Origin of the sequence: Sphingomonas zeae (assembly GCF_014197135.1) — a bacterium.
GTDB lineage: Bacteria > Pseudomonadota > Alphaproteobacteria > Sphingomonadales > Sphingomonadaceae > Sphingomonas > Sphingomonas zeae.
This window is the reverse complement of sequence record NZ_JACIFA010000013.1, coordinates 68,388-91,664: the sequence shown is the minus strand read 5'-3', so window position 1 is coordinate 91,664 and position 23,277 is coordinate 68,388. Positions and strand designations below refer to the sequence as shown.

Here is a 23,277-nt window from a genome sequence, read left to right as displayed (position 1 = left end):
CAGTGACGGCGACGACCGCCGTCGGTGATGATCTCGGACACGGACATAAGCCTATGCTCAGGGGATAGCCCCAAGCCTCCTTCTTAGGCTCAAATCCGTCCGGTCGAAATGGGGGCCAGTTCAACCCCGCACCGCACGACCGGCTGAAGTATCGTTGGCGCAACCGCATCGAGCGTTTGTTCAACAAGCTCAAGAACTGGCGGCGCGTCGCCACCCGCTACGACAAAACCGCCGACTCCTACATCGGATTCGTCAGCCTCGCCTCAGCATCGCTGTGGCTGCCCTTTGTCCACGTGGCCTAGCATAAGCGGTCGTTCGTTCAGACGCATACGGCCGGAGCCGGTCATCTGCGCCGAGGTGTAGCGCTGGCTCAACCGTCTGAAGAAGAATAGTAGAAGCGGCGCTGTAGTAGTAAGTTTTGCCGGTTCAAGCGGCGATTACGCTCTCGGCGGACGCCTGCGCCGCTTCGATCGTACGCATGACCGGACCTTGGCGGCTCCAGCTCTCGAAGACTATGGTCAACATGCGCTCGTCTGGTCGCATCGGCCGCAGCTTGCGCTGTAGCAGGCCGACGAGCCGCTCCTCGTGCGTGGAGACGATGATCTGCCGGTGGGCGCGGAAGCGTCGCATGACGTCGACAAGCCCTAGCAGGTTGATCGAGTCTAGGCTCTGAAGGGGGTCGTCGAGGATTGTCACGCCTAACCGAAGGCTGGGGAGGGCGAGGTTCATGGCGAGGAAGAGAGACACCGCGAATGAATTCATCTGTGAGCTGGACAGCAGCGGACCGGCGTCATGAGAGGGCGGGCCGGCGTCGGGATCTGCGATGCCGACGTCCAGCTTGCCGTGACCACGCTCCATTCCGGCGACAATCTGCGTCACGCGGAAGGTGGGATGCGGGTCGATGCGGCTGTAGATCCTCTGGAACAGCGGCGCGATCTGGGTGATCTGCCTGGCTGTTACCGCCAGCGAAGCGTCGCGCAGGCCATCGATGATCTTGCCGGCAAGAACCTTTGTGGCTTCCTCGCCTGCAATCCGGCTGTTCGCCGCATCCAGCCGTCTAGTGAGCTGCACGCGTTCCGCAGCGAGTTCTTCGCGCTGGAGCTGCTCGCCCAGCCGTAGAACCTGTAGGGAGAGGCGCTCGCCATCGGCGATGAGCCCGGCCATGATCTCAAGCGTCTCTGCGATCGCGCCGGCGCGCTCGCGCAGAGCAGTGGCGGCGTTACCGGTGCCGTCTATCCCGAGATCCGAAAGTCGGGCCGTCATTATGGAGCGCCGGGCCTCTCGCTCGCGTACTTCGTTATCCAGGCGCCTCAGATCGTCCCTAACTAGGTTCAGCAGGACTTGGACCGCGCCGCGCTCTTCGGTCAGTGGGGCTAGCCGGTCGGTAACGCCGATCTGGGCGACGTCCGATACGGCTTCGATCAGCGCGTGCAGATGCGCGATCGTATGTTCGACGTCGTGGGTCTGTTGGCACACGGGGCAGTGATCGCCGAGGTCCCTGAGGGCAAGCCTCGCCATGGTCGCTGCGCGTTGCGCGCGATCAGCTGCCTCGACCTGCGCCTGACGTTCCACGGCGAGCCGGGCGTTTTCCGTTCGGATGGCCTTCTCCGCGGCGTCCAGTTGCCCGACGAGATCGGCCTCATCTCGACGCAGCTTCTCGACGTCCAAATCGGCTTTATCGACGATGGAGAGCTCGGGGAGCTGCTCGACGAGGCTGCGGGTCGTGCTGAGATCGCGTTCGAGCCTGCTGCGCTCGGCCTCCAGCGTCTTGATGAAGCGGTCCAGCCGGGCAGGTGTCGTCGGCGCCCCGTCGGGACCGAACCTGGCCTCCCCGAGTAGCGCGACTGCCCTCTGGAAGAGTGCACTCGAGGCCAGGCGCGCATCGTCGCTTGCGACGATGCTCCCGTCGGACAGGCGGGTAATGTGTTCATCGATCTGCGCGACCCGCAACGCTAACGGTTCCACCTCGTCCCGGCGGAACGTGGTGGTACTTGCCGACCAGGACCGTCGGCTCTTCTCGAGGGCAGCCTGAAGTTCGATCACCGCACCCGCGCCGATTACCTCGCTGACGAGGGCGAAACGCTCCGCCGCGCTGTCGTCGTCGATGAACTGGCGGACGAGATCCTGTTGGAGGTAGACGCCGCGCGTGAGCACGCGGTTCAGGGCGTCCCGGGCGCCGGCCCGATCCTTTAAGTGAGGGAGGAGCAGGTTGCAGAGCTGTTGCACGGCAGCCGCCTGCTCGTAATCCCCATTGCCGATCCGAAGCCGCACGAAGTCGTCCGACCCGCCGTCCGTCGCACGTGTCAAAACCACGTCGCCATCTTCGCCGGTCATGGTCAGTTCGACGCGCGCACGCCCTTCGCGTGCATACATCGAGACTGGCGTGCCACGGTTCGAGAAACGTGCGATTGTGCCGGCCAGCGCCCAGAGGATAGCGTCCAAGAGCGAGGTCTTGCCGACGCCGTTGGGCCCGTGAAGCAGGATGACGTCGGCGTCGAGATCGATCGTCGCCTGACGGCCGAACGCCCTAAATCCCTCTATCGTGATCGACTTGAGTCTCATCGTCCGCCGCCGTTTTCGTGAAGCCGCTCCAGCGGTGGTTCGCCATCGCGGTACGCATCTACGACGATCTTCAGCTTGGCGCGATCAACCGTCTTGGCCATGAGTTCCGGCAGTGCGTCGAGGACATCCTCTAGGGCCGCTAGGTCGCCCGGCAGCTCAAGCGGGAGCAGAAGATCTAACACGCGCGCGACGTCGGCGCTGGTCCGGAGCCTGCCGCCCGTCGCGACGATCTTGCGCACCCTGGAGGTATCGCGCTCGATCCGGTCCGCGTCGAGGCAGTCTGCGGGCTCCCCGGCGCACAGGAGGACGAGGTAGCCGTCCCAAGCCTTTGGGGCGGAGCGGGAGAGGCGGCGCGCCAGCAGGTCGACGAGGTCAGCTTGAGCCTCGGACCAGTCCCTTGCGAGCTGTTGCCAAGTCTCGAAGGCCACGACGGAGACCACGCTGTAGGCATCCTCGGCCAACAGGGCCTGGTCCCCGAGCCTCTTCATGTCCGTCATGTCGCGCACGACGCGATAGCCGTTGAGCGAAAGGGTCTCGTTAGCCAGTGCGATCATCGACGAGGCGGAGAGCGAGGAGCCGTCAAGCGACATTCAACAGCCCTCCAATTCGGTCGATGTAGTGAGGATCGTTGGCCGAAACCAGCAGCGGGCCGACGAGGCCGCCGATGATGTCGTCCGGCTCTTCGTCCGCGATGAGATCGATGTGATCGAAGGCCGGGGCGGAGTCGATCAAGCCCCCGATCAGCACGATGTCGACCGCCATGGGTGAATGGTCGGCAATAGCGGTGCAGATCGTCTTGGCGCGCGTCTCGACGGCGGCCATGCGCCGAACGCCACGGCCAGAGGCAAGCACGAGCTGTGCGACCGGCTGGCCGTCTCGCCGCAGCGTCCAGGTGCCGGCGGGTGTGGGTTCCGCATCGAGGCCAAAGTTTTCGGCGGCGCGAACCAGCCGGAGCATTGGCTCAGAGATGAATTCGTCGTCGTGATTGGAGTGTGGCCGGTAGAGCTTGTCGCAGTCCAGATCGGCGAACGCGCGCATCTTGCCGAGCGTAAGCAGCGAATGGCCACCGAGCTTGGCAGCCATGCCGGCGAACCGCTGGAGGTCATCCTCGTTGTAATTGTTCTCCGACAGGAGGGCGTGGCCATTATAGGAAAGCGCGTCGACCTGGCGAGCGGCGATGCGCTCCGCAAGCCTCGTGACCACGGCGTCCCAAGATCCCTGTATGTAGCGCTGCGCGGGTATGCCGAGTTGAGCAGCGAAACCGCTCTGGGTGAAGGGGACGACGTCTGCCTGGTAGAGGGCCTTGTTACCTCCCAGAGCGCCTTGGATCATTGCCATCGTCGCCGTGAGGACGGGAGCCGCCGATCCGAGGCCGGCGAAGAGGACGGTCGGCGCCGCCAAGACCTGCTGGGCCACGACCTGATGCCAGTGACCGATCCACTCGCCGTCCATGACCTCCGTCCGGAGGATGAGCTGGTCGGGGGCGCTATTCGCGTTCCCGTGCAGTTGAACCAGCGCCGCGCGGATGGGCACCGGTTCGTTCACGGTTGCCACCGTTGCGATCTCCACACCGAGTTCGGCAGCGGCGTTCTGAACTGCGAGATCGAAGTTCAGTGACAGGACGTAGCTGATGGCGCCTTCGGCCATCAGAGCCACCAATAGCTTGTAGCCGAGATTGGGCTTGGCAAGCCGCATTCGGTTGATCGGGAAGCATTGGACCAGTTCGGCTTGGCTGTTGCCGCACAGCTGGTAGACGAGCGTGGCCAATGCAGCCAGATCACTGGGATCTTGGCATTGGTTCGCCTGAAGGCGGCCGTTCAGCACCATTTGGTGCTCGACATCTTGCGACAGCTCTCTGGCGAGCGGGATACTCGTCGGGGCGCCCCTCGAACAGCCGGCACCGATTACGAGCGCGACCTGCCCGCCGCCGGGGGCGGACAAACTTTGCAGCAGTTCTGGCGGTACTGTGGCCAAGGACGATCCGGAAAGAGAGGGATGACGACTTCGTAGCGTTGTCCGGCGCGGAGTGCATCCTGGATTTTTGCACGAAATCCTTCAGACTGTTTGCCGCCTCGATCCTTGTCTCCTCCAATCTGATCGGTGCCCGGATACGTTCATCCACGCCAACGGCGATCTGCGGGTTATTGGGCGCCTCATGAACAGACTTCCGCTTCTGGGAGCCGCGATACCTCCCCAGAATGACCGGGTGTGGGTCCCATTGGTTCAAGAGGGCGCATTCCAGACTGGTCATTGTGAGCATTAACATTATGGCGGCGCGCTCCCTATCTCAGACATGCCAAGGTTTGCCTCGGCGGATCGGACTCACCAGCAATTTGGTCCTGAACCTCCCCATTCTGAAAGGCGGGAGGTCGCTAGGCACGTGGATGTCAAAAGCTTCATCAAAGTAGCGGTTTTGCGTAATCACTGCAGTTTCACGCGACCGCAAATTGGCTCCATAACCGTGATGGCGAGATAAAACGGTAAATCGCTTTTGTGCATATAACGGGCAACCGGCGTGCCCAAATGTCGAAAAAGGCAACAACATGATGCCTGTTCGCACGCCAGTGTGGCTTTCTTGCACGTTATCGTCTTCAACTTGATCTATGTATCAAATGTCATTTGAGTGAGGCTGTCACGTTGCTGAAATATTCCCCGGTCGCTTGACGCCAATATGACCAGTTGCCGAACCGCTTGGGGGCGGTGGCACACAAGGGGGTAACGTGATGAAACAAGGGTGTTTCTCGCGCAGGGTTCTGCGTGGGGGTGTGGCTTTGCAGGCCTTGGCGATGGTGGGTGCGGGCATCGGTGCGGTCGCGATCGCCGCACCGGCGATGGCGCAGGACTACACCACGGGCGCGATCTCGGGCACGGTCATCGATACCGCCAACAAGCCGGTAGCAGGTGTGACCGTGACCTTACGGTCGAAGGCGCAGAATCAGGTTCGCACCTTCGTATCCTCCGCCAGTGGCGGCTTTTCGGCCGTGGGACTGGTGCCGGGTCTGTACGATGTGACGACCGAAGGCGCCAACTATGCGACCCATACGGACACGATCACCGTCGCTGCCGCGCAGGAAAACCGGGTCACCCTGACCGTCGTGTCCAAGGACGCCCCCGCCAATGAAGTGGTAGTCACTGGCCAGCGTGTGCGTGAGGATTTCACCAAGACCACGACGGGCATCAACCTCGATGTGGTTGCGACCGCCGCGCAGTTGCCGGTCGCTCGATCGGTAACGGCCTTGGCGCTGCTGGCACCCGGCGCAGTCGCGGGCGCCCCCGGCTTTGGCAACGTACCGTCGCTCGGCGGATCGTCGGTGGCGGAGAACGCCTATTACATCAATGGCCTGAACATCACCAATCCGGACACTTATGTCGGATCGGCGCGGGTACCGTTCGACTTCTATCAGACGGTCGACGTGCAAACGGCTGGTTATGCCGCCGAGTTTGGCCGCGCGACGGGCGGCGTCATCAACGCTACGACCAAGTCGGGCACGAACACCCCGATGATGGCGATCCACGGCAACTTCGACGAGACCGCGCTGCAATCGAGCAACCCGAATATCGGCGCGGCCACCAATCCGTCGACCATCGGTCGACTGGCGCATACCGCCACCCAAGCCCTGAGCATCGAAGCTGGCGGTCCGATCATCAAGGACCACATTTTCCTATATGGTCTGTATCAGGCCAATGATGTCGTGGGTAAAAGCGCCTCGCCGCTTTCCAATTACTATCAGCGGACGATCAGCACGGATCCCTTTTACGGCGGCAAGCTGGACGTCTACGTCAATCCGACCCAGCATCTGGAATTCACGCTGTTCGATACGCGCCAGACGACGCGCACCGACAGCTATACCTTCACGCCCAATTCCAGTTTCACCGGCGGCACGCCGGGCAAATATACCGGCAGTCAGAATTACAAGCAGGGCGGCCTGAACTGGGTCGGGCGGTACACGGGCAGCATCACCGACTTCTTCCAGATTTCGGGCGCCTACGGCATCAGCCGCGACTCGAGCAACACGTTGCCGCTGGACACCGGATCCTATTATGTGATCGATCGCCGCACCGCGACGACCGGCGGTCTGCCGCAGGTGATCTCGGCACAGCCCTATAGTGGAAATTCGATCAACAACACGCAGCGCAAATTCTATCGGATCGACGGCGACCTTCGGTTCGAGGCTCTGGGGCGCCACCATATCCGCTTCGGGCTGGACAATGAGGACGTCAACGAAACCAAGGTCACGACGCTGAATGGTGGCCTTCCGATCACTTATGATTACCGCAATACCGGTGCGCGGCTGACCTATGAGCGTTTGGGCGGATTCGTCTCCGGCCAGGATCGCGCCTATTATGTGCAGGATTCATGGGAACCGGCGCGGGGTCTGACGATCAATCTGGGCGTGCGCGACGACGAGTTCCAGCAATATAATCTGTCGGGACAGCGCTATCTGTCGTTGAAGGACAATATCGCGGCACGTGCCGGGTTCAGCTGGACGCCAGGTGGTGACTCCCGATTCCGCTTCAACGGCAGCTATGGCCGCTACTTCATCCCGCCTGCAATGAATCTCGGCTTCCGCGGTCGCGACCTCTATTTCCGAGAATATTTCGCCTATCCGACCGGATTCACGGCAGCCAATTTCCCGGTCAACCCGAATACCGGTCTGCCCCTGATCAATTTCGGTCCTGCGCTGACCAACCTGGCGGGAGCAGGCTATGGTTCGGCTTGTCCCACGAACATTTCGGCCGCGCCGGGCAATCCGATCAACGGGGCTGCAACCTGCCTGATCTATGGTGCGGGTGTCCAGGATCCGGCAGCAGCGAAACTGGCCGTCGGGGCCAAGCCGACCTATGAGGACGAGTTCGTCCTGGGAGCACATTTCCGGGTGACAGAGCTGTTTTCCGTCGGCCTGACGGGGACATATCGCAATCTGGGTCGCGTGTCCGAGGATACCGATTTTGCACCCTTCCTCGCCAACTATTATTGCAACGGCGGTGCAAACGCCTCAGCTTCGCAGTGCGATTTCTACCAGAACAACAGCGCCTATTATATCTGGAACCCCGGTCGCTCGTCGCAGACCGTCCGCGACTGGGTCGACCCGACCAAGTCGGTGACGCTGACCGGTCTCGCCTTCCCCAAGCCCAAGCGTCAATATGAGGCCCTGGTCTTTGATTGGAAGCGGGCAGATGACGGCATCTGGGCGCTGCAGGGTTCGATCACCGTGTCGCGCTCCTACGGCAATTACGAGGGCACGGTGAAATCCGACGCGGGCAACGGGACCCAGTCGGATGCGGGCTCGACGCAGGACTATGATTATCTGGGTCTGACCGACTATTCGACCGGCCTGCTGCCCAATGACCGGACCTTCGTGTTGAAGACGTTCGGCAGCTATCACGTCACCGACAATCTGCTGTTCGGTACCAATGTGCTGCTTCAGTCGCCGACGCGCCTTAGCTGCATGGGCTATCATCCGACTGATCCCAATGCGGCTGGCTATAACGCATCCAGCTTCTACTGCGCATATGGGGCGCTCAATTCGAACGGCAACTATACGATGACGCAGCCCTCGCCGCGAAGCACGGGCTTGCGAACGCAATGGGTCAAGCAGATCGATCTGTCGTTCCGCTACCGGTTGCCGGAATCATGGGGCTTCAAGAACTTTGTCCTGCGGGCTGATGCCTTTAACGTCTTCAATTCGCAGCCGATCACGCAGCGTTACGTGCAGCATGAAAATGCCAAGTCGGGTTCGGAATATACGCCCGATCCGCTCTACGGCACGCCTTACGGCTATCTGAACCCGCGTTCGGTACGACTGGGTTTCGACATTCTGTTCTGATCGAACGACGTTGCCGAAAGGGGGGGGGCGGGGGCGTTTGCCTTCGCCCCTCATCTTTGCATCGGTATCGAAGTACGACTGCCTGCGACAATTCACATGAACGAAGGTCCGAAGTCGGGAAGCGGGCAGAAGATTTTAAGCAACCGCAAATGGGTCGATCACCCTCGTTAGGGCTGAGACTCAATCACAGCCAGAAGGCGAGCGCGGTGGCGATGGCGACGCCTGAGAGTAAGTTGGCGGCGAGTTTGTCGTAGCGGGTAGCGACACGGCGGAAGTCCTTGAGACGGCAGAAGGCGTTTTCGATGAGGTGGCGGCCGCGGTAGCGCTCCTTGTCGTATCGGATGACGCGCTTCCGGTTGCGCCGGCCGGGAATGACAGGAACCGCTCCGGCGTCACGTAGCGAGCGGCGTAGCCGGTCAGCATGGTAGCCTTTGTCATCAAGAAGGTATCACATCCGGCCAGCACGTTCGAGAAGGGCGGGCGCTGCCTTCACGTCGCTGACATTGCCGGCCGTTAGCATCAGGGCATAGGGATGGCCGATGACATCGATGAGTGCGTGGATTTTGGTCGTCCATCCGCCGCGCGAGCGACCGATCGCCTGGATCTGGCGCCCCCTTTTGCGCCGAAGGCTGCGCATTGCGCCTTGATGTAGGTGCTGTCGATCGCAGTACTTCTAGTGACCACGCCGGCATCCACCAGCGCGACGAGCAACTGGAGCCAGAAGCCACGGCGCGACCAGCGGTTGAACCGGTTGTAGATCGTCGTCGACGGCCCGTAATCGGCAGGGCAGTCGGACCAGCGGCAGCTGACCTTCAGCACATGCACGATGCCCGAGATTACCCGTCGGTCGTCTACCCGCCGCGCGCCGGGCTGGTTCCCAGGCAAATGCGGCTCAATCGCCGCCGACGCTTCATCCGACAACCAGTACAGCGCCATTCCTCACTTCTCCTGATCCATCCGCCAGTGAATCAGGAAAAACGTCACTCCTCAAGATGTTAATCGGTTTGAACCCTAGGGTCAGGACCCATTGATGTGAGGGCGGCGATCTGATTCAGGCTCCGTAAAGAGACTGGTGATGAGCGACCTGTTTTGGCTGACGGACGCGCAGATGGAGCGGCTGCGTCCTTTCTTTCCCAAGAGCCATAGCAAGCCTCGAGTGGATGACCGGCGGGTGTTGAGCGGCATCGTGTTCGTCAACCGCAACGGGTTGCGTTGGCGCGATGCGCCAGCCGTCTACGGCCCGCCCAAGACGCTCTATAATCGGTGGAAGCGCTGGGGAGAGGCGGGCGTGTTCACGCGAATGATGGAAGGCTTGGCAGCGGCGGATGCTGAGCCGAATACGGCGATGATCGACGCGACCTACCTCAAGGCGCACCGCACGGCATCGAGCCTGCGGGTAAAAAAGGGGGCCTCGGCCGCCTGATTGGTCGCACCAAAGGCGGCATGAACACCAAGCTCCATGCCATCGCCGACGCGAACGGTCGCCCGCTGAGCTTCTTCATGACGGCTGGCCAGGTCAGCGATTACACCGGTGCGGCAGCGCTACTCGACGACATACCAAAGGCGCAGCGGCTGCTAGGCGACCGCGGCTATGACGCCGACTGGTTCAGGGACGCCTTGCAGGCGAAGGGCATCGAGCCCTGCATCCCGGGCCGGCGATCCCGCAACGAACCGGTCAGATACGACAAGCGCCGCTACCGACGCCGCAGCCGCATCGAGATCATGTTTGGACGCCTGAAAGACTGGCGCCGCGTCGCCACCCGCTACGACCGGTGCCCAACCGTCTTCTTCTCCGCCCTCGCCCTCGCTGCAACCGTCTTCTTCTGGCGGTGATCAACGAGTCCTGACCTTGGGGAGCACAAAAAGGCGATTGAATGTCGTCTTCTGGGTCCAAGCTGACGGGCTTTTGACCATAGATACCATCCGCGATGTTTGAGCAACTATCGTGCTCCGCTTCTGGCAGTTCGAAGTAGATTAGCGTTCACCACCGTTCGGCGAGCAGTTCCGCCTGCTGTATGACCGTCTGCACAGCCACATCCTGGAGGTCTGGGGGAAACCCGTACTTACGTAAGATCCGCTTCACGAGCACGCGCATGCGAGCGCGAGCGCTTTCGCGATGCGACCAGTCGACCGTCGCGCTCGCCCTTAGCGTGTTCACCAACTCAGCGGCGATCACCTTCAGGCTGTCGTTACCCATGATATCGACGGCGCTCTCATTGTCCGCAAGCGCGTCGTAGAAGGCGATCTCGTCGGGGGTCAGGCCTTCCGCCTCTCCGCGAGCCTGCTCGGCACGGATCTGCTTGGCCAAGTCGATCAGCGTCTGTAGCACCTCGACCGTGCTGACCGCGTTGGTGTGATAGCGGGCGATGGCGTCGGTCAGGCGTTCGGAATAGCGGCGGCTTTCGACCGCATTGGTGCGGCTGCGAGAGCGAATTTGATCGCCCAGCAGCTTCTTCAATGCCTCCAGCGCCAGGTTCGGCCGCTCCATCGCCTTCACCTCGGCGAGGAAGTCGTCGGACAGGATCGAGATGTCCGGCGTGGTGAGGCCTGCGGCGCGCAATATGTCGACGATCTCAGTCGATACGACCGACTGGTCGATAAGCTGCTGGACCGCGAAGTCGCGATCTTTCGTCGTGCCACCACCACCGCCGGTCTTGGCAAGCGCGGCACGGATCGTCTGGTAGAAAGCAATGTCGTCGCGGATCGCACGCGCCTCGTCGCTGGCGGCCGCCAGGGCGAAAGCCTTGGTCAGCGCAAGGACCGCGTCCTGGAAACGGCGATGCGCCGCCTTGCGGGCCTCGTCGTTCGTCTCCTTCGCCGCCGCCTCATGCTGCCGAGCAAGGATGAACTCGATCGCCTCTGCCAGGCATTTCAGACGGGCGACCGGTGTGCCGGAGATACCGGGCATGCAGTCGAAGCCATGGAACATCGCTCGCACCACATCGAACTTCTCGAGCAGCAACGCGACGGCCTCCGCCTCGTTGATGCCCGTCTTGGCGGCGTCGGAAGCAGAGTATTGGCCGAGCGCCTTCTTCAGATTCTGGGCGATGCCGATGTAATCGACCACCAGACCGGCCGGCTTGTCGCGGAACACGCGGTTCACGCGCGCGATCGCCTGCATCAGGCCGTGACCGCGCATCGGCTTGTCGATGTACATGGTATGCATCGACGGCGCATCGAATCCGGTCAGCCACATGTCGCGCACGATGACCAGCCGCAGCGGATCGGCCGGGTTTTTCGCGCGCTTGGCCAGCAGGTCGCGGCGCGCCTTGTTCCCGATGTGCGGCTGCCAGGCGGGAATGTCGGCCGCGGAGCCGGTCATCACGACCTTCACCACACCGGTCTTGTCGTCGTCGCTATGCCATTCGGGTCGCAGTGCCACGATCGCGTCGTAGAGCGCGACGCAGATCCGGCGGCTCATGCAGACGACCATTGCCTTGCCGTCCATCGCCGCGAGCCGGTCCTCCAGATGCGCAACGAGATCCGCAGCGACCATTTCCAGCCGCTTCTTCGATCCGACCAGCTTCTCGACCGCGGACCAGCGCTGCTTCAGCCGTTCCTGCTCGCTCAGCGCCTCGTCTTCGGTCAGACCGTCAATCTCGGCGTCGATGACCGGCAGTTCCTCGGGCGGCAGCTCGATGCGGGCCAGCCGGCTCTCGTAATAGATCGGCACCGTCGCGCCGTCCTCGACCGCGCGGGCAATGTCGTACACGTCGACATAGTCGCCGAACACGGCGGGCGTGTTGACGTCATCCTTCTCGATCGGCGTGCCGGTAAATCCGATGAACGAGGCGTTGGGCAGCGCGTCACGCAGATATTTGGCGAAGCCATAGGCCAGCTCGCCGGTCTTGCGGTCGATCCGCGCGCGAAAGCCATATTGCGATCGGTGCGCTTCGTCGGCGATGACGATGACGTTGCGGCGGTCGCTGATCGCGGGATAGCCGCTGATCCCCGGCGGCGGTGCGAACTTCTGCATCGTGGTGAAGATCACCCCGCCGGATGCCCGGTCGAGCCGTTCGATCAGGTCCTCGCGGCTGTCGATCTGGATCGGCGTCTGGCGGATGAGGTCCGAACACATCGAGAAGGTGGCGAACAGTTGATCGTCCAGGTCGTTGCGGTCGGTGATGACGACAATCGTCGGGTTCTCCAGCGCCGGTTCGCGCACCAGCAGCCCTGCGTAGAAAGCCATCAGGAAGCTCTTGCCCGACCCTTGCGTGTGCCAGATCACGCCGATCCGGCGATCGCCTTGCGGATGCGCGGCGGCGTCGGGCAAGCCGTAGCGCAATGGGCTTTCCCGCATCGCCGTCACCGCCGACGCACCCGGCACCGCGCGCAACGTCGCGGCGACGGCGCGCTGGGCGGCGTGGAACTGGTGATAGCCAGCGACGATCTTGACGATGCCGCGCCCGGTGTCGCCGAACACGGTGAAGTCGCGGATCAGCATCAGCAGGCGCTGCCGGTCGAGCACGCCCGCGATCATCACCTCCAGCTCGGGCAAGCCCTTGGCCGCGATCTCCTCACCATCGACGGTGCGCCACGGCATGAAGCGTTCCTGGTCGGCGGTCAGCGATCCGATCCGCGCAGTCATCCCGTCCGACGCGATCAGCAGCGCGTTGGTGCGGAACAGCGATCCGATCTCGTTCTTATAAGTCTGAAGCTGATTGTAGGCGCCGGTGACGGTGGCGTTCTCGTCGCCAGGATTTTTCAGCTCGATGACCGCGATGGGCAGGCCGTTCAGGAACAGCACGATGTCGGGCCGACGGGTGTGGCCGCGCTCGATGACGGTGAACTGGTTGATCGCCAGCCAGTCGTTCATGTCGAGGCCACCGGCCGGATCGGTGAAATCGACCAGCCGCACCCGGTCGCCGCGGATCACGCCATCGGCCGCGCGATACTCGACCGGCACCCCCTCCACGATCAGCCGGTGAAGCCGCCGATTCTCCTCGACCTGTCCCGGCATTTCGGCCGCAAGCACCTTGCGGATTGCATCGGCGCGCGCGTCGGCGGGAATATGCGGGTTGAGCCGATCGACCGCGGCGGTCAGGCGCGCGGTCAGGATCACGTCGCTGTTCGCCGTGCGCTCAGGCGCGTTGCCGTCGGGCGAGGCATCGATGCCATAGGCGACCTGCCAGCCCTGTTCGGCTAGCCAGGCGAGCGCTGCGTCCTCTACGACGGATTCGGTGAGCTTCGCCATCAGGCGGGGATGCCGGGTGTGCGCGTCATGCCGCCAGCGCCTCGGCATCGCGGACGCGGATTTCGCCGGACATCAGCTTGGGGAGGAGCGCGTCGCGGGTGGCGGCTAAAGTGCGTGACTCGATTACGTTCGCTGTGATGCTCTCGAACATCGGACCGACCAAGCGGTCGAATGCGGATCGCGTCGCATCGTCGGCTACGAGGATGGAGAGCGGACGGAAGTTCTTCTTGCTGATTTCTTGGAAGGTTGACCCGTTTGCATTACTGATAATGGCGTCCATGTTCTCGTGCGCCCAAAGATAGGCGTTCCAGTTGGAGACGCGACCTGTGCACTTCATGGCGATATAGCCCTGATTGACCGCTAGCGGCACGCTGGCGATCGCAAGGTAGCCGACCGGTGCGCGGGACGACATTAGGACCGTTCCAGCCGGCAGCAGCCCTGACGAAATGGTGCGAAGGCCGGCTTCAGTGATTGTTCGCGCTGTGTCCAACAGGAATGGCGAACCCAGGTCAGACAAATCCTTCGGGGTGGTCCAGGCGATGCCGCCGTCCCAAAGCGCGGCATCTTTCGTGCTAGGTGTGGAGCCGCCGACTGCCTCGACTTCCTCGCCGATGGTGGACCACTCCCATCCTCTTGGCACGCCATCGTCATTGAGGCGGTCGGGGAAGAGGGACCAGAGATCGGGCGCGAGATAGGCGGGGCTACCTTCGGCCTTGGCGCGGGTGGGGCCGAAATCGACGAACCAGTCCCGGAACAACGCCCGCGCGCTCGCCTCCAGCGTCTCGTTCATCCGCCGATTAAGTTCGATCTTGTCGTCGAGGGCGGAGAGGACGGCGGCGATGGCCCGCTGTTCGCCGAGGATCGGGATGTCGATCATCAGATTGCCGAAGTCGGATTTGTTCATGATCGGCTGAGCGGCGCCGCTAGCCTTGAATCTGATCTCATCTCTCCGGTGCGCCAAGTTATAATATACGAATTTGCGGTCGTAGTCAGGGGAGACGATAATTGAGTTGATCTGCTGATTGGAGACGAATGGGCGATCGACAAGGGCGGCCTTGCCCATGTCTGATCCGATGCACGACACAATCACCGCCGACGAAGGCACATAGGACGAGCCGATAGTTCTAACGCCGGTTTGCGATAGGGTTCGTAGCGTCCGGTCAATCGTTCGTCGCCCATCCATGTCGGTCGGGGTCACGAATGGGACGTCTCCGCCATAGTTCGCATTGATTGCAGTCGGGGGCGTCTTGCCAGTAACAATTCGGCCCACTTCACAAAGGCGCTTTGTGCTCCATCCCTCCATCACGCCGCCCCATCTACAAACAATGCCACCAGCCGCTGGTTCATATAGTAATTATTCCGTCCGATCCGCTGCTTGTCCAGAAATCCCGCCGCCGCCAGCGTGTCGAGATATTTCGTCGCGGTCGGTCGGGACACGCCCAGTTCCTGCTCGACATATTCGATCCGCGTATAGGGATGGCGGAACAGGTTGTTGAGCAGGTCCTGCGAATAGACCTTGGGGTATTCGGTCCGGATACGCTGTTTGTATTCGGCCATTAGCACCCGCATCCCCTCGATCAGCGCGAGCGTGTCCCTCGCCGTCTGGGCGACGCCGTGGATCATGTAGAGCAGCCATGCCTCCCACGCTTCGGCCGACCCGCGCGTGTCGCGCACCGCCTGCAATAGCCGGTAATAGTCGCCCTTGCGCCCGGTGATCCAGCGGCTGAGATACAGCACCGGCACGTCGAGCAGCCCGGTGCGCGTCAGGTACAGCATGTTGATGATCCGTCCGACGCGGCCGTTGCCATCGGTGAACGGGTGGATACTTTCGAACTGGTGGTGGATGATCGCCATCTTCACCAGTGGATCGAGGTCGCTGGCGTCATCCTCGTTGATGAATCGCTCCAGCGCGGCCATGTGCGCGCGCACGGCGTCGCCGTCCTGCGGGGGGACATAGACCATCTCGCCGGTTTGGTCGTTCTTCAGCGCGGTGCCGGGGGTGTTGCGGAACGTCTCATCGGTGCGCTTCAGCATCTGAAACATGGTGACGATCATGTTGTTCGTCAGCAGGCCGCCCAGTCGCCGCTGCTGCATGAAGCCCTCGCGCAGGGCTTCGGCATAGCGCGCGACTTCCTTCGCATCGGCGGACGAGGGGTTTTCCGGAAAGACGCTGGCCCGGAACAGCTCGTCTTGCGTGGTGACGATGTTCTCGATTTCCGAGCTGGCCTTGGCTTCCTGCAACGCCAGCGTGTCGATCAGGATGCCCTGGTTGGGGATCGCGGCGGCGCGGCCCTTCAACTCCGCCAGATGCCGATGCGCCTGCGTCAGCGCGCGCAGCACTGCCGCCGTTTCCTGCACCCCCGGAGGGGGCAGGTCCGGGATGATGTAGCTCGCCTTGAGCATCGGACAGCCTCGTGAAAGAAATGTGCGATTTTTTCGCACGTCGCTAGTGACGTGTAAAGGAAACCGGATTTTCTTTACACGTCCGCCGAACGTGTCAAATCCGTTGCTGCATCGTCGGGCACAATCACGCTGGCCAGCCTCTGACGGATGACGTCGGTCAGCCGCGCGCTTTCGGCGAACTGCTCTTCCAGCGTCGCCTGCAGCGTGGCGAAGCGTTTGGCGAAGGGAATTGTGTCCGCTTCAACGTCTTCGGCGCCGACATAGCGGCCGGGGGTGAGGACATAGCCATGGCCGGCAATGACGTCATGCCGCGCCGCGCAGGCGAAACCGGGGACGTCGGCATAGCCTTCCCCCTCGCGCCAGGCATGATAGGTGTCGGCGATCTTCGCGATGTCGGCATCGCTGAACTCGCGCCGTGTGCGGTCCACCATGTGGCCAAGTTTGCGCGCGTCGATGAACAGGATCTCGCCGCGCCGGTCGCGCAGCTTCTTGTTACGGCCAATGCCGTTCGACTTGTCCTTCGCCAGGAACCAGATGCACACCGGGATCTGGGTCGAATAGAAGAGCTGGCCCGGCATCGCGATCATGCAGTCGATCACGTCGCCATCCACCATCGCCCGGCGGATGTCACCCTCGCCATTCTGTGTCGAGGACATCGACCCGTTGGCCAGGATGACACCGGCGGTGCCGGTGGGCGCCAGATGGTGCAGGATGTGCTGGAGCCAGGCGAAGTTGGCGTTACTGGCGGGCGGCGGACCGAACTGCCACCGCGCATCCTGCTTGATCCGGTCGCCGCCCCAGTCAGAGATATTGAACGGCGGGTTGGCGAGCACGTAATCGGCGCGGAGGTCGGGCAGTTCGTCCTTGTGGAAGCTGCCCTCGCTGTTCCAGCGGATATCGGCGTCGATGCCGCGCACCGCCAGGTTCATCATGGCCAGCCGCCACGTCGTGTGGTTCGATTCCTGACCGTAGATCGCAATGTCGCCGATACGACCGCCGTGGCTCTCGACGAATTTCTCCGACTGAACGAACATGCCGCCGCTGCCGCAGCACGGATCATACACGCGGCCCTTATACGGTTCGAGCATCTCGACCATCGTCCGGACAACCGAGCGCGGGGTGTAGAACTCACCGCCACGCTTGCCTTCGCTGCCCGCGAACTGGCCGAGGAAATATTCGTAGACCCGGCCCAGCAGGTCGCGGGACGCGTTGCTGGCGTCCTTGAAGCCGATGCCGGAGATCAGGTCGATCAGCTCGCCGAGCATCACCGCGTTCAGGCCGGGGCGGGCGTAATCCTTGGGCAGAACGCCCTTCAGCCCCGGATTGACCTTCTCGATCTCCAGCATGGCGTCGTCGATGATCTTGCCGATGCCGGGCTGCTTCGCGCTCGCCTGCAGGTGGGACCAGCGCGCCCCCTTGGGCACCCAGAAGATGTTGTCGGCACGGTATTCGTCCTCGTCCTCGGCGCCTTCGGGATACTCGGCGAGGAGCTCGGCATGCTTCGCCTCGAACCCCTCGGATATGTGCTTCAGGAAAATCAGGCCGAGCACGACATGCTTGTAGTCCGAGGGCTCCATGTTGCCGCGTAACTTGTCGGCCGCACGGAAGAGCTCCGCCTCAAAACCCAAATCTCCGCCCGCAATCTTCTTCGCTGCCCGTGCCATGCCGATCCTGATTGATACCTTTCAGCCTTGATAGCCACTGTGGACCGCGGCAGCCACCATTATACGACCTATGAAATAGGCCGGACGCAGCAGGGAATCGGCACGGACAAGTTAGAGAAATTGAAAAGCGAACAAAGGACGGCAAATGGCGGCTCATGTGACGAATTGTGGTGTCGCCGACTTCCTTTCAACCGGCGTCCCGGTCCTCAATCCTTGGGAAGACCCCGCCTGACGGTTCCACCGGCCCCGACCTGTTCACCTAATCTACGCTTTCTGCGCAGGACCAATGGCTGGCGCGATCGGCGCGACGTGATCTCCACCGAGTTCCGCGGCGTGCAGAAAGCAGCTATCGGGTATGGTGCCCTTCTCACCGCATCGCGACTCACCGTATCGGCGGAAAGCTCACATCGCGTCACATGATCCCATATAGGGTGTGGGGAGAAATGCGGGGTGATCTACCGATTCTTCAAAGATTATTGTTCACAAGCAGGTATTTGGCTGGGGAATTAAGATTCCTCCCGCTCCGCCAGATATCGTTGATTTCACTGCAAGAAATGTGAAATTCGGATTTCGTGCCCACATTCATGCCCCGCTTTTGATATGGTTCTCGGCGGTCTGACGTGGCTGCTGGCGGTCGCGCGACTTGAGCTGCACCATCTGTTCGGGTCCAATGCCGACGATATCGGCGACCAGTAGCTGTCACGCTGGCACGGTTCTCACCCCGTTTTTGGGTCACCCGTGCTCTGTCATGACTGGTGAACAGGCCCCATGCGCTGATAGCGTCGGACGATGAGCCACCCCATGCCCTCCGGCGCCGCGCATGAGCAGATCGCAGCGCGACTATTCCGACTTTCTCTCGGTGTCTTCTTCATTGGCGGTTTCGTGGCGTCGTCGGTAAGCCTGCTGGTTCCCCGGGTGCGATTGGCGTGGGGGCTGAATTACGCGGAGGCCGGGGCGATACAGTTCGCCTCGTTCTCAAGCTATCTCGTGTTCGCTGTGCCAGTGGCGGCTTTCGTCGCGCGGCGCGGATATATGCGAGCAAGCGCCGTCGGCCTTGCCGTCATGGCGATCGGTTGCGCGTTGCTGATCGCCGGTCTGGGTAGCCGGCAGTATCCGGGCGTGCTGATGTCGCTCACCTGTATCGCGACAGGGGCAACCTTTCTGCAGATAGCCGGCAACAATGTGATGACGGTGGTTGGCGATCCCCGTCGCGCGGCGGTGCGGATGAATCTGCTGCAAGGTTTTAACTCGTTGGGTACCGTGGTCGGACCGCTCGTCGGCGCGACGACCCTGATCTCAACCGCGCCCGGGGAGCAAACGGGTTCAAACCTGTCCGCGCTTTCCTTCGGCTTTGCGGCCGTGGTGCTGGCCGCTTTGGCCTCTGCCTTTCTGCGAAACAGAAACCTGTTGTCCAGGCTTGGCCCGGATGCCGGCGCCAGCCTGAGCGGTGGATGGCGTTCGGCTCTGCATGATCGGCGGCTGCAGGGCGGTGCCGTGGCCATCTTCGCCTATGTGGGGGCTGAGGTGACGATCGGCGCATTGCTGACCGACTTCCTGATGACGCCGCATGCGGGGGCGTGGCAACCCGTCATCGCCGCGCGGTCGGTTGCCCTTTACTGGGGTGGGGCGATGATCGGGCGGTTCGCGGGCGCCGCCATGCTTCGGCATATATCCCCGGCACGCCTGCTGGCCTGCGCCGCCGCGAGCGCCACGGGTCTGGTGCTGATCGCGATGATGGGACATGGTTTACTCGCCGCCGGTGCCCTGCTGTCGATCGGCTTGTTCAATTCGATCATGTATCCGACGATCTACGTCATCGCGCTTCCCCCACAGGCCGATCGCGCACCCGTCGGGGGAATGGTTCTCTGCGTTGCGGTAGTGGGGGGCGCCATCATCCCGCTGCTGACCGGACTATTGGCCGATCGCTTGGGCCTCATCCCGGCCTTGCTTCTGCCGGGCCTGTGCTATCTTCCGGTATTGGCGTTCGCGCTGCGCCGTCACGAACAGAAGGAACTCGCCCTGACCATCAGTTCATAGGGAAGTTCGATCGACGATACCGCGCCATCGGGCACGGCGTTGCGCTCCGCCAGCAGGCTGACGGCCGCAGCCGCCATCTCGCTATTGGGTTGCCGGATGGTCGTCAGCTGTGGCCAGGCCATGCGGGCCAGTTGGGCATCGTCGAACCCCGCAATGGACAATTTCTGCGGTACGGCGATCTGTGCCCGCATCGCAGCCACCAGCACGCCCAGGGCCATCTCGTCATTGCTCGCGAAGATGGCGCTTGGTGGCCGCGCGCCATCGAGCAGCGCTTCGGCCGCGACGATGCCGGATCGGAAGGTGAAGTCCCCCTGGAACACCTGTCGCTCATCGAGCGCCATATCGGCGGCATGCAAAGCGTCCTGGAATCCGAGCCAACGGCGATGGGCCGCATGATGGGTCGGGTTGCCCTTGATGAAAGCGATGTCACGGTGGCCCAGATGGATCAGATGCTCTGCCATGGTGCGCGCCGCCGCGCGGTCGTCAATCCTGACATGGGGCGTGCGATCGACATCGTTACCCGGCGCGATCCGTACCAACGGCACGCCATGCCGCTCGAAAATGACGATCAGTTCCTCGCAGTCGCAGATCGGCGGCGTCAGGATCGCACCGCCCAGTTTCAATCCGATCAGGCTTTCCTCCAGCCGTGCCTGCCAGTCCGGGCGATCGAGCGCCACGGTTTCGATGACGACGTGGCGGCCCAGCGATCGCGCGCGGTCGAGCGCGCCGAGCAGCACGTCATTGGCATAGCTGCAGGCCGGATCGTCGAAGAACAGGCCGATCAGAAAGGAGCGCGCGCTCGACAGGCTGCGGGCAAAGGCATTCGGCTGGTAGTTCATCTCCGCCACGACACGCGCCACGGCCTCGCGGACGGCCGGGCGGACATGCGCTTCGCCGTTGATGACGCGGGAAACGGTCTTGGGGGAAACTCCGGCCTGTCGGGCCACGTCCTTGATGGTAAGCGCCTTCATGGAAACATCCGGTCGAAAGACAAAAAGCGGCATGGCGGATCGGCCAGGCCGATGTAAGGCGCGGGGCGATTCCAAAATCGTCCCACATGCCGTCGCCTTATGCAATCGGGTGCAAAGCGCAATTATGGGGCGCTGAGGGCCGCTGAGGCGGGCAGGGATGATTGATCGTTGACATCGTTGTCAGTCTTGCGGACAACAGACGCTGAAAACGGGAAGACCGGGAGAGGATCATCACGTTGACGGTGCGCGCCGGTGCATGGCGTCGCCCGATGTGCCTTGACCCGGTTTTCCGAACCCCCTGTTCGGAGCGCCGCCATGTCCTATCGTCACGCCCTTATCGTCGCGCTTCTTGCGGGGGCCGCGCCGGTCGCCACGTCGGCGCAGCAGGCCCTGTCGCAGCCGCACGCAAGCGAGGGCGCATGGCAAGACAAGACCATTCCGGCGGTCGACCGCGCCCGCGCCCTGGTCAAGGCGATGACCCATGCGGAAAAGCTGGCCTATGTCCACGGCCTGTTTCCGCCGATGACCAAGGAACGCCATGCCGACATGATACCCTCGGCCGGCTATGTGCCCGGCGTGCCGCGCCTTGGTATCCCGACGCTGCGCGAAAGCGATGCGAGCTTGGGCGTCGCCAATCAGGTCGAACAGCGCAAGGGCGACACCGCGACGGCGTTGCCCTCCAGCCTGGCGACGGCGGCCAGTTTCGATCCGGCCATCGCCTATGCCGGGGGCGCGATGATCGGGGCGGAGGCGCGCGCCAAGACCTTCAACGTGTTGCTGGCAGGCGGCGTCAACCTGACACGCGATGCGTGGAACGGGCGGAATTTCGAATATCTGGGCGAAGACCCGCTGCTGGCCGGGATCATGGCGGGCGAGTCGATCCGCGGCGTCGAGTCCCGGCATATCGTGTCCACGGTCAAACATTATGCGCTGAACGCGCAGGAAACCGGCCGCAACATCCTGGACGCGCGCATCGACGAGAAGGCGCTGCGCGAAAGCGATCTGCTGGCGTTCAAGATCGCCATCGACGGGGGACGCCCCGGATCGGTCATGTGCGCCTATAACAAGGTCAATGGCGACTATTCCTGCGAGAACCGCTTCCTGCTGACGCAGGTCCTGCGCGACGAATGGCGCTATCCCGGATTTGTGATGAGCGACTGGGGCGGCGTCCATTCGACGGAGAAGGCCGCGCTGGCCGGGCTGGACCAGGAATCGGGACAGGAACTCGACAAGCAAATCTATTTCGGCAAGCCGCTGGCCGATGCGGTTGCCAGTGGTCGCGTGTCGGAGGCGCGGCTGGACGAGATGGTCACGCGCATCCTCACCGGCGTCATCGCCAGCGGCCTGTACGACGATCCGACACCCACGACCGCACAGGCGATCGACTATGCCGCCCATGCCGATGTCGCGCAGCGCGCGGCGGAGGCGGGAATCGTGTTGTTGAAGAACGACCGCAACGTCCTGCCGCTGACAGCGACAGCGCGGCGGATCGTGCTGATCGGCGGCCATGCCGATGTCGGCGTATTGTCGGGCGGCGGGTCGAGCCAGGTTCGCTCGGTCGGCGGGGCGCCGATCGAAATTCCGCTGACCAAGGGAGCGGCGGCCTCGTTTGCGCGGATCACCTATCATGCCTCCTCGCCGCTGCGGGCGATGCAGGCGCAGGTCCCCGGCGCGCAGGTCACCTTCGTCGATGGACGCGATCCCGCGGCGGCGGCGGCGGCGGCCAAGGGGGCCGACATCGCGATCGTGTTCGCGACCCAGTGGCAGACCGAAGCGCAGGACGCGACTTCGCTGTCGCTGCCGGATAATCAGGATGCGCTGATCGCGGCGGTCGCGAAGGCCAACCCGCGTAGCGTCGTCGTGCTGGAGACGGGCGGGCCGGTCCTGATGCCCTGGGCCGATCAGGTCGCGGGGATTGTCCAGGCCTGGTATCCCGGCCAGCGCGGAGGCGAAGCGATCGCACGCGTCCTGGTCGGTAAGGTCGACGCCTCGGGCCGTCTGCCGATCAGCTTTCCGATCCGTGCCGCACAACTGCCCCGGCCGAGTGCGGTGCTGCCCGCCGGCGTGACCGCGCTGACCGATGCCTCGAGCAACGCGGGGGTCGTCGACACCGGCAATCTCGCCCCGTTCCCGGTCGATTATTCGGAAGGGAGCAATGTCGGCTATCGCTGGTACGCCGCACGCGGCGACCGGCCGCTCTATCCGTTCGGCTATGGCCTCAGCTACACGCGTTTCCGCTTCGGCAGCGCCCGGTTCAAGGGTGGTGCGACTCCGGCGGTCGAGGTCGCCGTGACCAATACCGGCAAGCGCCCGGGCGTGGTCGTGCCGCAGCTTTACGTCACGGGGACGGGGCAGGGACCCTTGCGCCTGGCCGGTTTCCAGCGGGTCGAACTCGCGCCGGGCGAGACGAAACAGGTGGCGATCTCTGCCGATCCCCGGATCCTGGCCCGCTGGACCGCAGGCAGCGGGTGGGCGACCGCGCCCGGCCGCTATCGCCTGACGCTGGCGACCGATGCGCAGAGCCCGGTCGCGAGCCAAGAGGTGAGTGTGGCGGCGGGAGCACAGTCGCCCGGTTGATTGATCGGGCGCCACGCCGCCATGGCATTTTAATTGACACC

12 protein-coding genes and 1 pseudogene are annotated in these 23,277 nt (G+C 62.9%); 4 read left to right on the top strand and 9 right to left on the bottom strand.

Annotation, left to right across the window (positions count from 1 at the left end):
• Positions 1 to 426: 426 nt before the first annotated feature.
• From GGR45_RS16155 to GGR45_RS16145, 3 genes are read right to left on the bottom strand one after another with little or no spacing between them, the layout of a single operon-like run.
• A complete protein-coding gene (locus GGR45_RS16155) occupies positions 427 to 2,562 on the bottom strand; it encodes an AAA family ATPase (protein ID WP_175310583.1) in 2,136 nt (711 codons plus the stop codon).
• Positions 2,559 to 3,152, bottom strand: coding sequence for a hypothetical protein (locus GGR45_RS16150; RefSeq protein ID WP_175310584.1), 594 nt, complete (start codon positions 3,150 to 3,152; stop codon positions 2,559 to 2,561). The genes GGR45_RS16155 and GGR45_RS16150 overlap by 4 nt, the downstream gene beginning before the upstream one ends.
• Complete coding sequence (locus tag GGR45_RS16145) at positions 3,142 to 4,389, bottom strand: hypothetical protein (RefSeq protein WP_175310585.1); 1,248 nt, start codon at positions 4,387 to 4,389, stop codon at positions 3,142 to 3,144. The genes GGR45_RS16150 and GGR45_RS16145 overlap by 11 nt, the downstream gene beginning before the upstream one ends.
• A gap of 944 nt (positions 4,390 to 5,333) precedes the next feature.
• On the opposite strand from GGR45_RS16145, the gene GGR45_RS16140 reads away from it, so the two are divergent.
• Positions 5,334 to 8,390 (top strand): TonB-dependent receptor, encoded by a 3,057-nt coding sequence (locus GGR45_RS16140; RefSeq protein ID WP_221235835.1) that lies wholly within the window; start codon positions 5,334 to 5,336, stop codon positions 8,388 to 8,390.
• A gap of 184 nt (positions 8,391 to 8,574) precedes the next feature.
• On the opposite strand, the pseudogene GGR45_RS16135 reads toward GGR45_RS16140, so the two are convergent.
• Positions 8,575 to 9,326 (bottom strand): annotated as a pseudogene (locus GGR45_RS16135) (IS5 family transposase).
• 139 nt (positions 9,327 to 9,465) lie between these two features.
• On the opposite strand from GGR45_RS16135, the gene GGR45_RS16130 reads away from it, so the two are divergent.
• A protein-coding gene (locus tag GGR45_RS16130; RefSeq protein WP_175310587.1) for an IS5 family transposase occupies positions 9,466 to 10,223 on the top strand; the annotation gives its coding sequence in 2 pieces (ribosomal slippage) (positions 9,466 to 9,787 and positions 9,787 to 10,223; 759 coding nt in all).
• Positions 10,224 to 10,371: 148 nt separating this feature from the next.
• Here the strand turns inward: GGR45_RS16130 and GGR45_RS16125 are convergent.
• The 4 genes from GGR45_RS16125 to GGR45_RS16110 all read right to left on the bottom strand — a co-directional run bounded on the left by GGR45_RS16125 (position 10,372) and on the right by GGR45_RS16110 (position 17,651).
• On the bottom strand, positions 10,372 to 13,584 hold the full coding sequence (locus GGR45_RS16125) for a type I restriction endonuclease subunit R (protein ID WP_175310588.1): 3,213 nt from the start codon (positions 13,582 to 13,584) through the stop codon (positions 10,372 to 10,374).
• Positions 13,585 to 13,609: 25 nt separating this feature from the next.
• A complete protein-coding gene (locus tag GGR45_RS16120; protein WP_175310589.1) occupies positions 13,610 to 14,887 on the bottom strand; it encodes a restriction endonuclease subunit S in 1,278 nt (425 codons plus the stop codon).
• Complete coding sequence (locus tag GGR45_RS16115; RefSeq protein ID WP_175310590.1) at positions 14,887 to 15,987, bottom strand: Fic family protein; 1,101 nt, start codon at positions 15,985 to 15,987, stop codon at positions 14,887 to 14,889. Before GGR45_RS16115 ends, GGR45_RS16120 begins: the two co-directional genes overlap by 1 nt.
• Before the next feature lie 74 nt (positions 15,988 to 16,061).
• Positions 16,062 to 17,651 carry a class I SAM-dependent DNA methyltransferase gene (locus GGR45_RS16110; RefSeq protein ID WP_175310591.1) on the bottom strand — a complete coding sequence of 530 codons (1,590 nt, stop codon included), beginning with the start codon at positions 17,649 to 17,651 and terminating at the stop codon, positions 16,062 to 16,064.
• 801 nt (positions 17,652 to 18,452) lie between these two features.
• Here GGR45_RS16110 and GGR45_RS16105 point away from each other — a divergent pair.
• Complete coding sequence (locus GGR45_RS16105) at positions 18,453 to 19,688, top strand: MFS transporter (protein ID WP_246358267.1); 1,236 nt, start codon at positions 18,453 to 18,455, stop codon at positions 19,686 to 19,688.
• Here the strand turns inward: GGR45_RS16105 and GGR45_RS16100 are convergent.
• The gene (locus GGR45_RS16100; protein ID WP_175310593.1) at positions 19,649 to 20,659 is read right to left on the bottom strand and encodes a LacI family DNA-binding transcriptional regulator; all 1,011 of its coding nucleotides are present in this window, start codon (positions 20,657 to 20,659) and stop codon (positions 19,649 to 19,651) included. The two genes, GGR45_RS16105 and GGR45_RS16100, sit on opposite strands and share 40 nt — an antisense overlap.
• Positions 20,660 to 20,974: 315 nt before the next feature.
• Between GGR45_RS16100 and GGR45_RS16095 the strand changes: the two genes are divergently transcribed.
• Entirely contained in the window at positions 20,975 to 23,236 is a 2,262-nt protein-coding gene (locus GGR45_RS16095; RefSeq protein ID WP_175310594.1) for a beta-glucosidase family protein, read from the top strand.
• Positions 23,237 to 23,277: the final 41 nt, after the last annotated feature.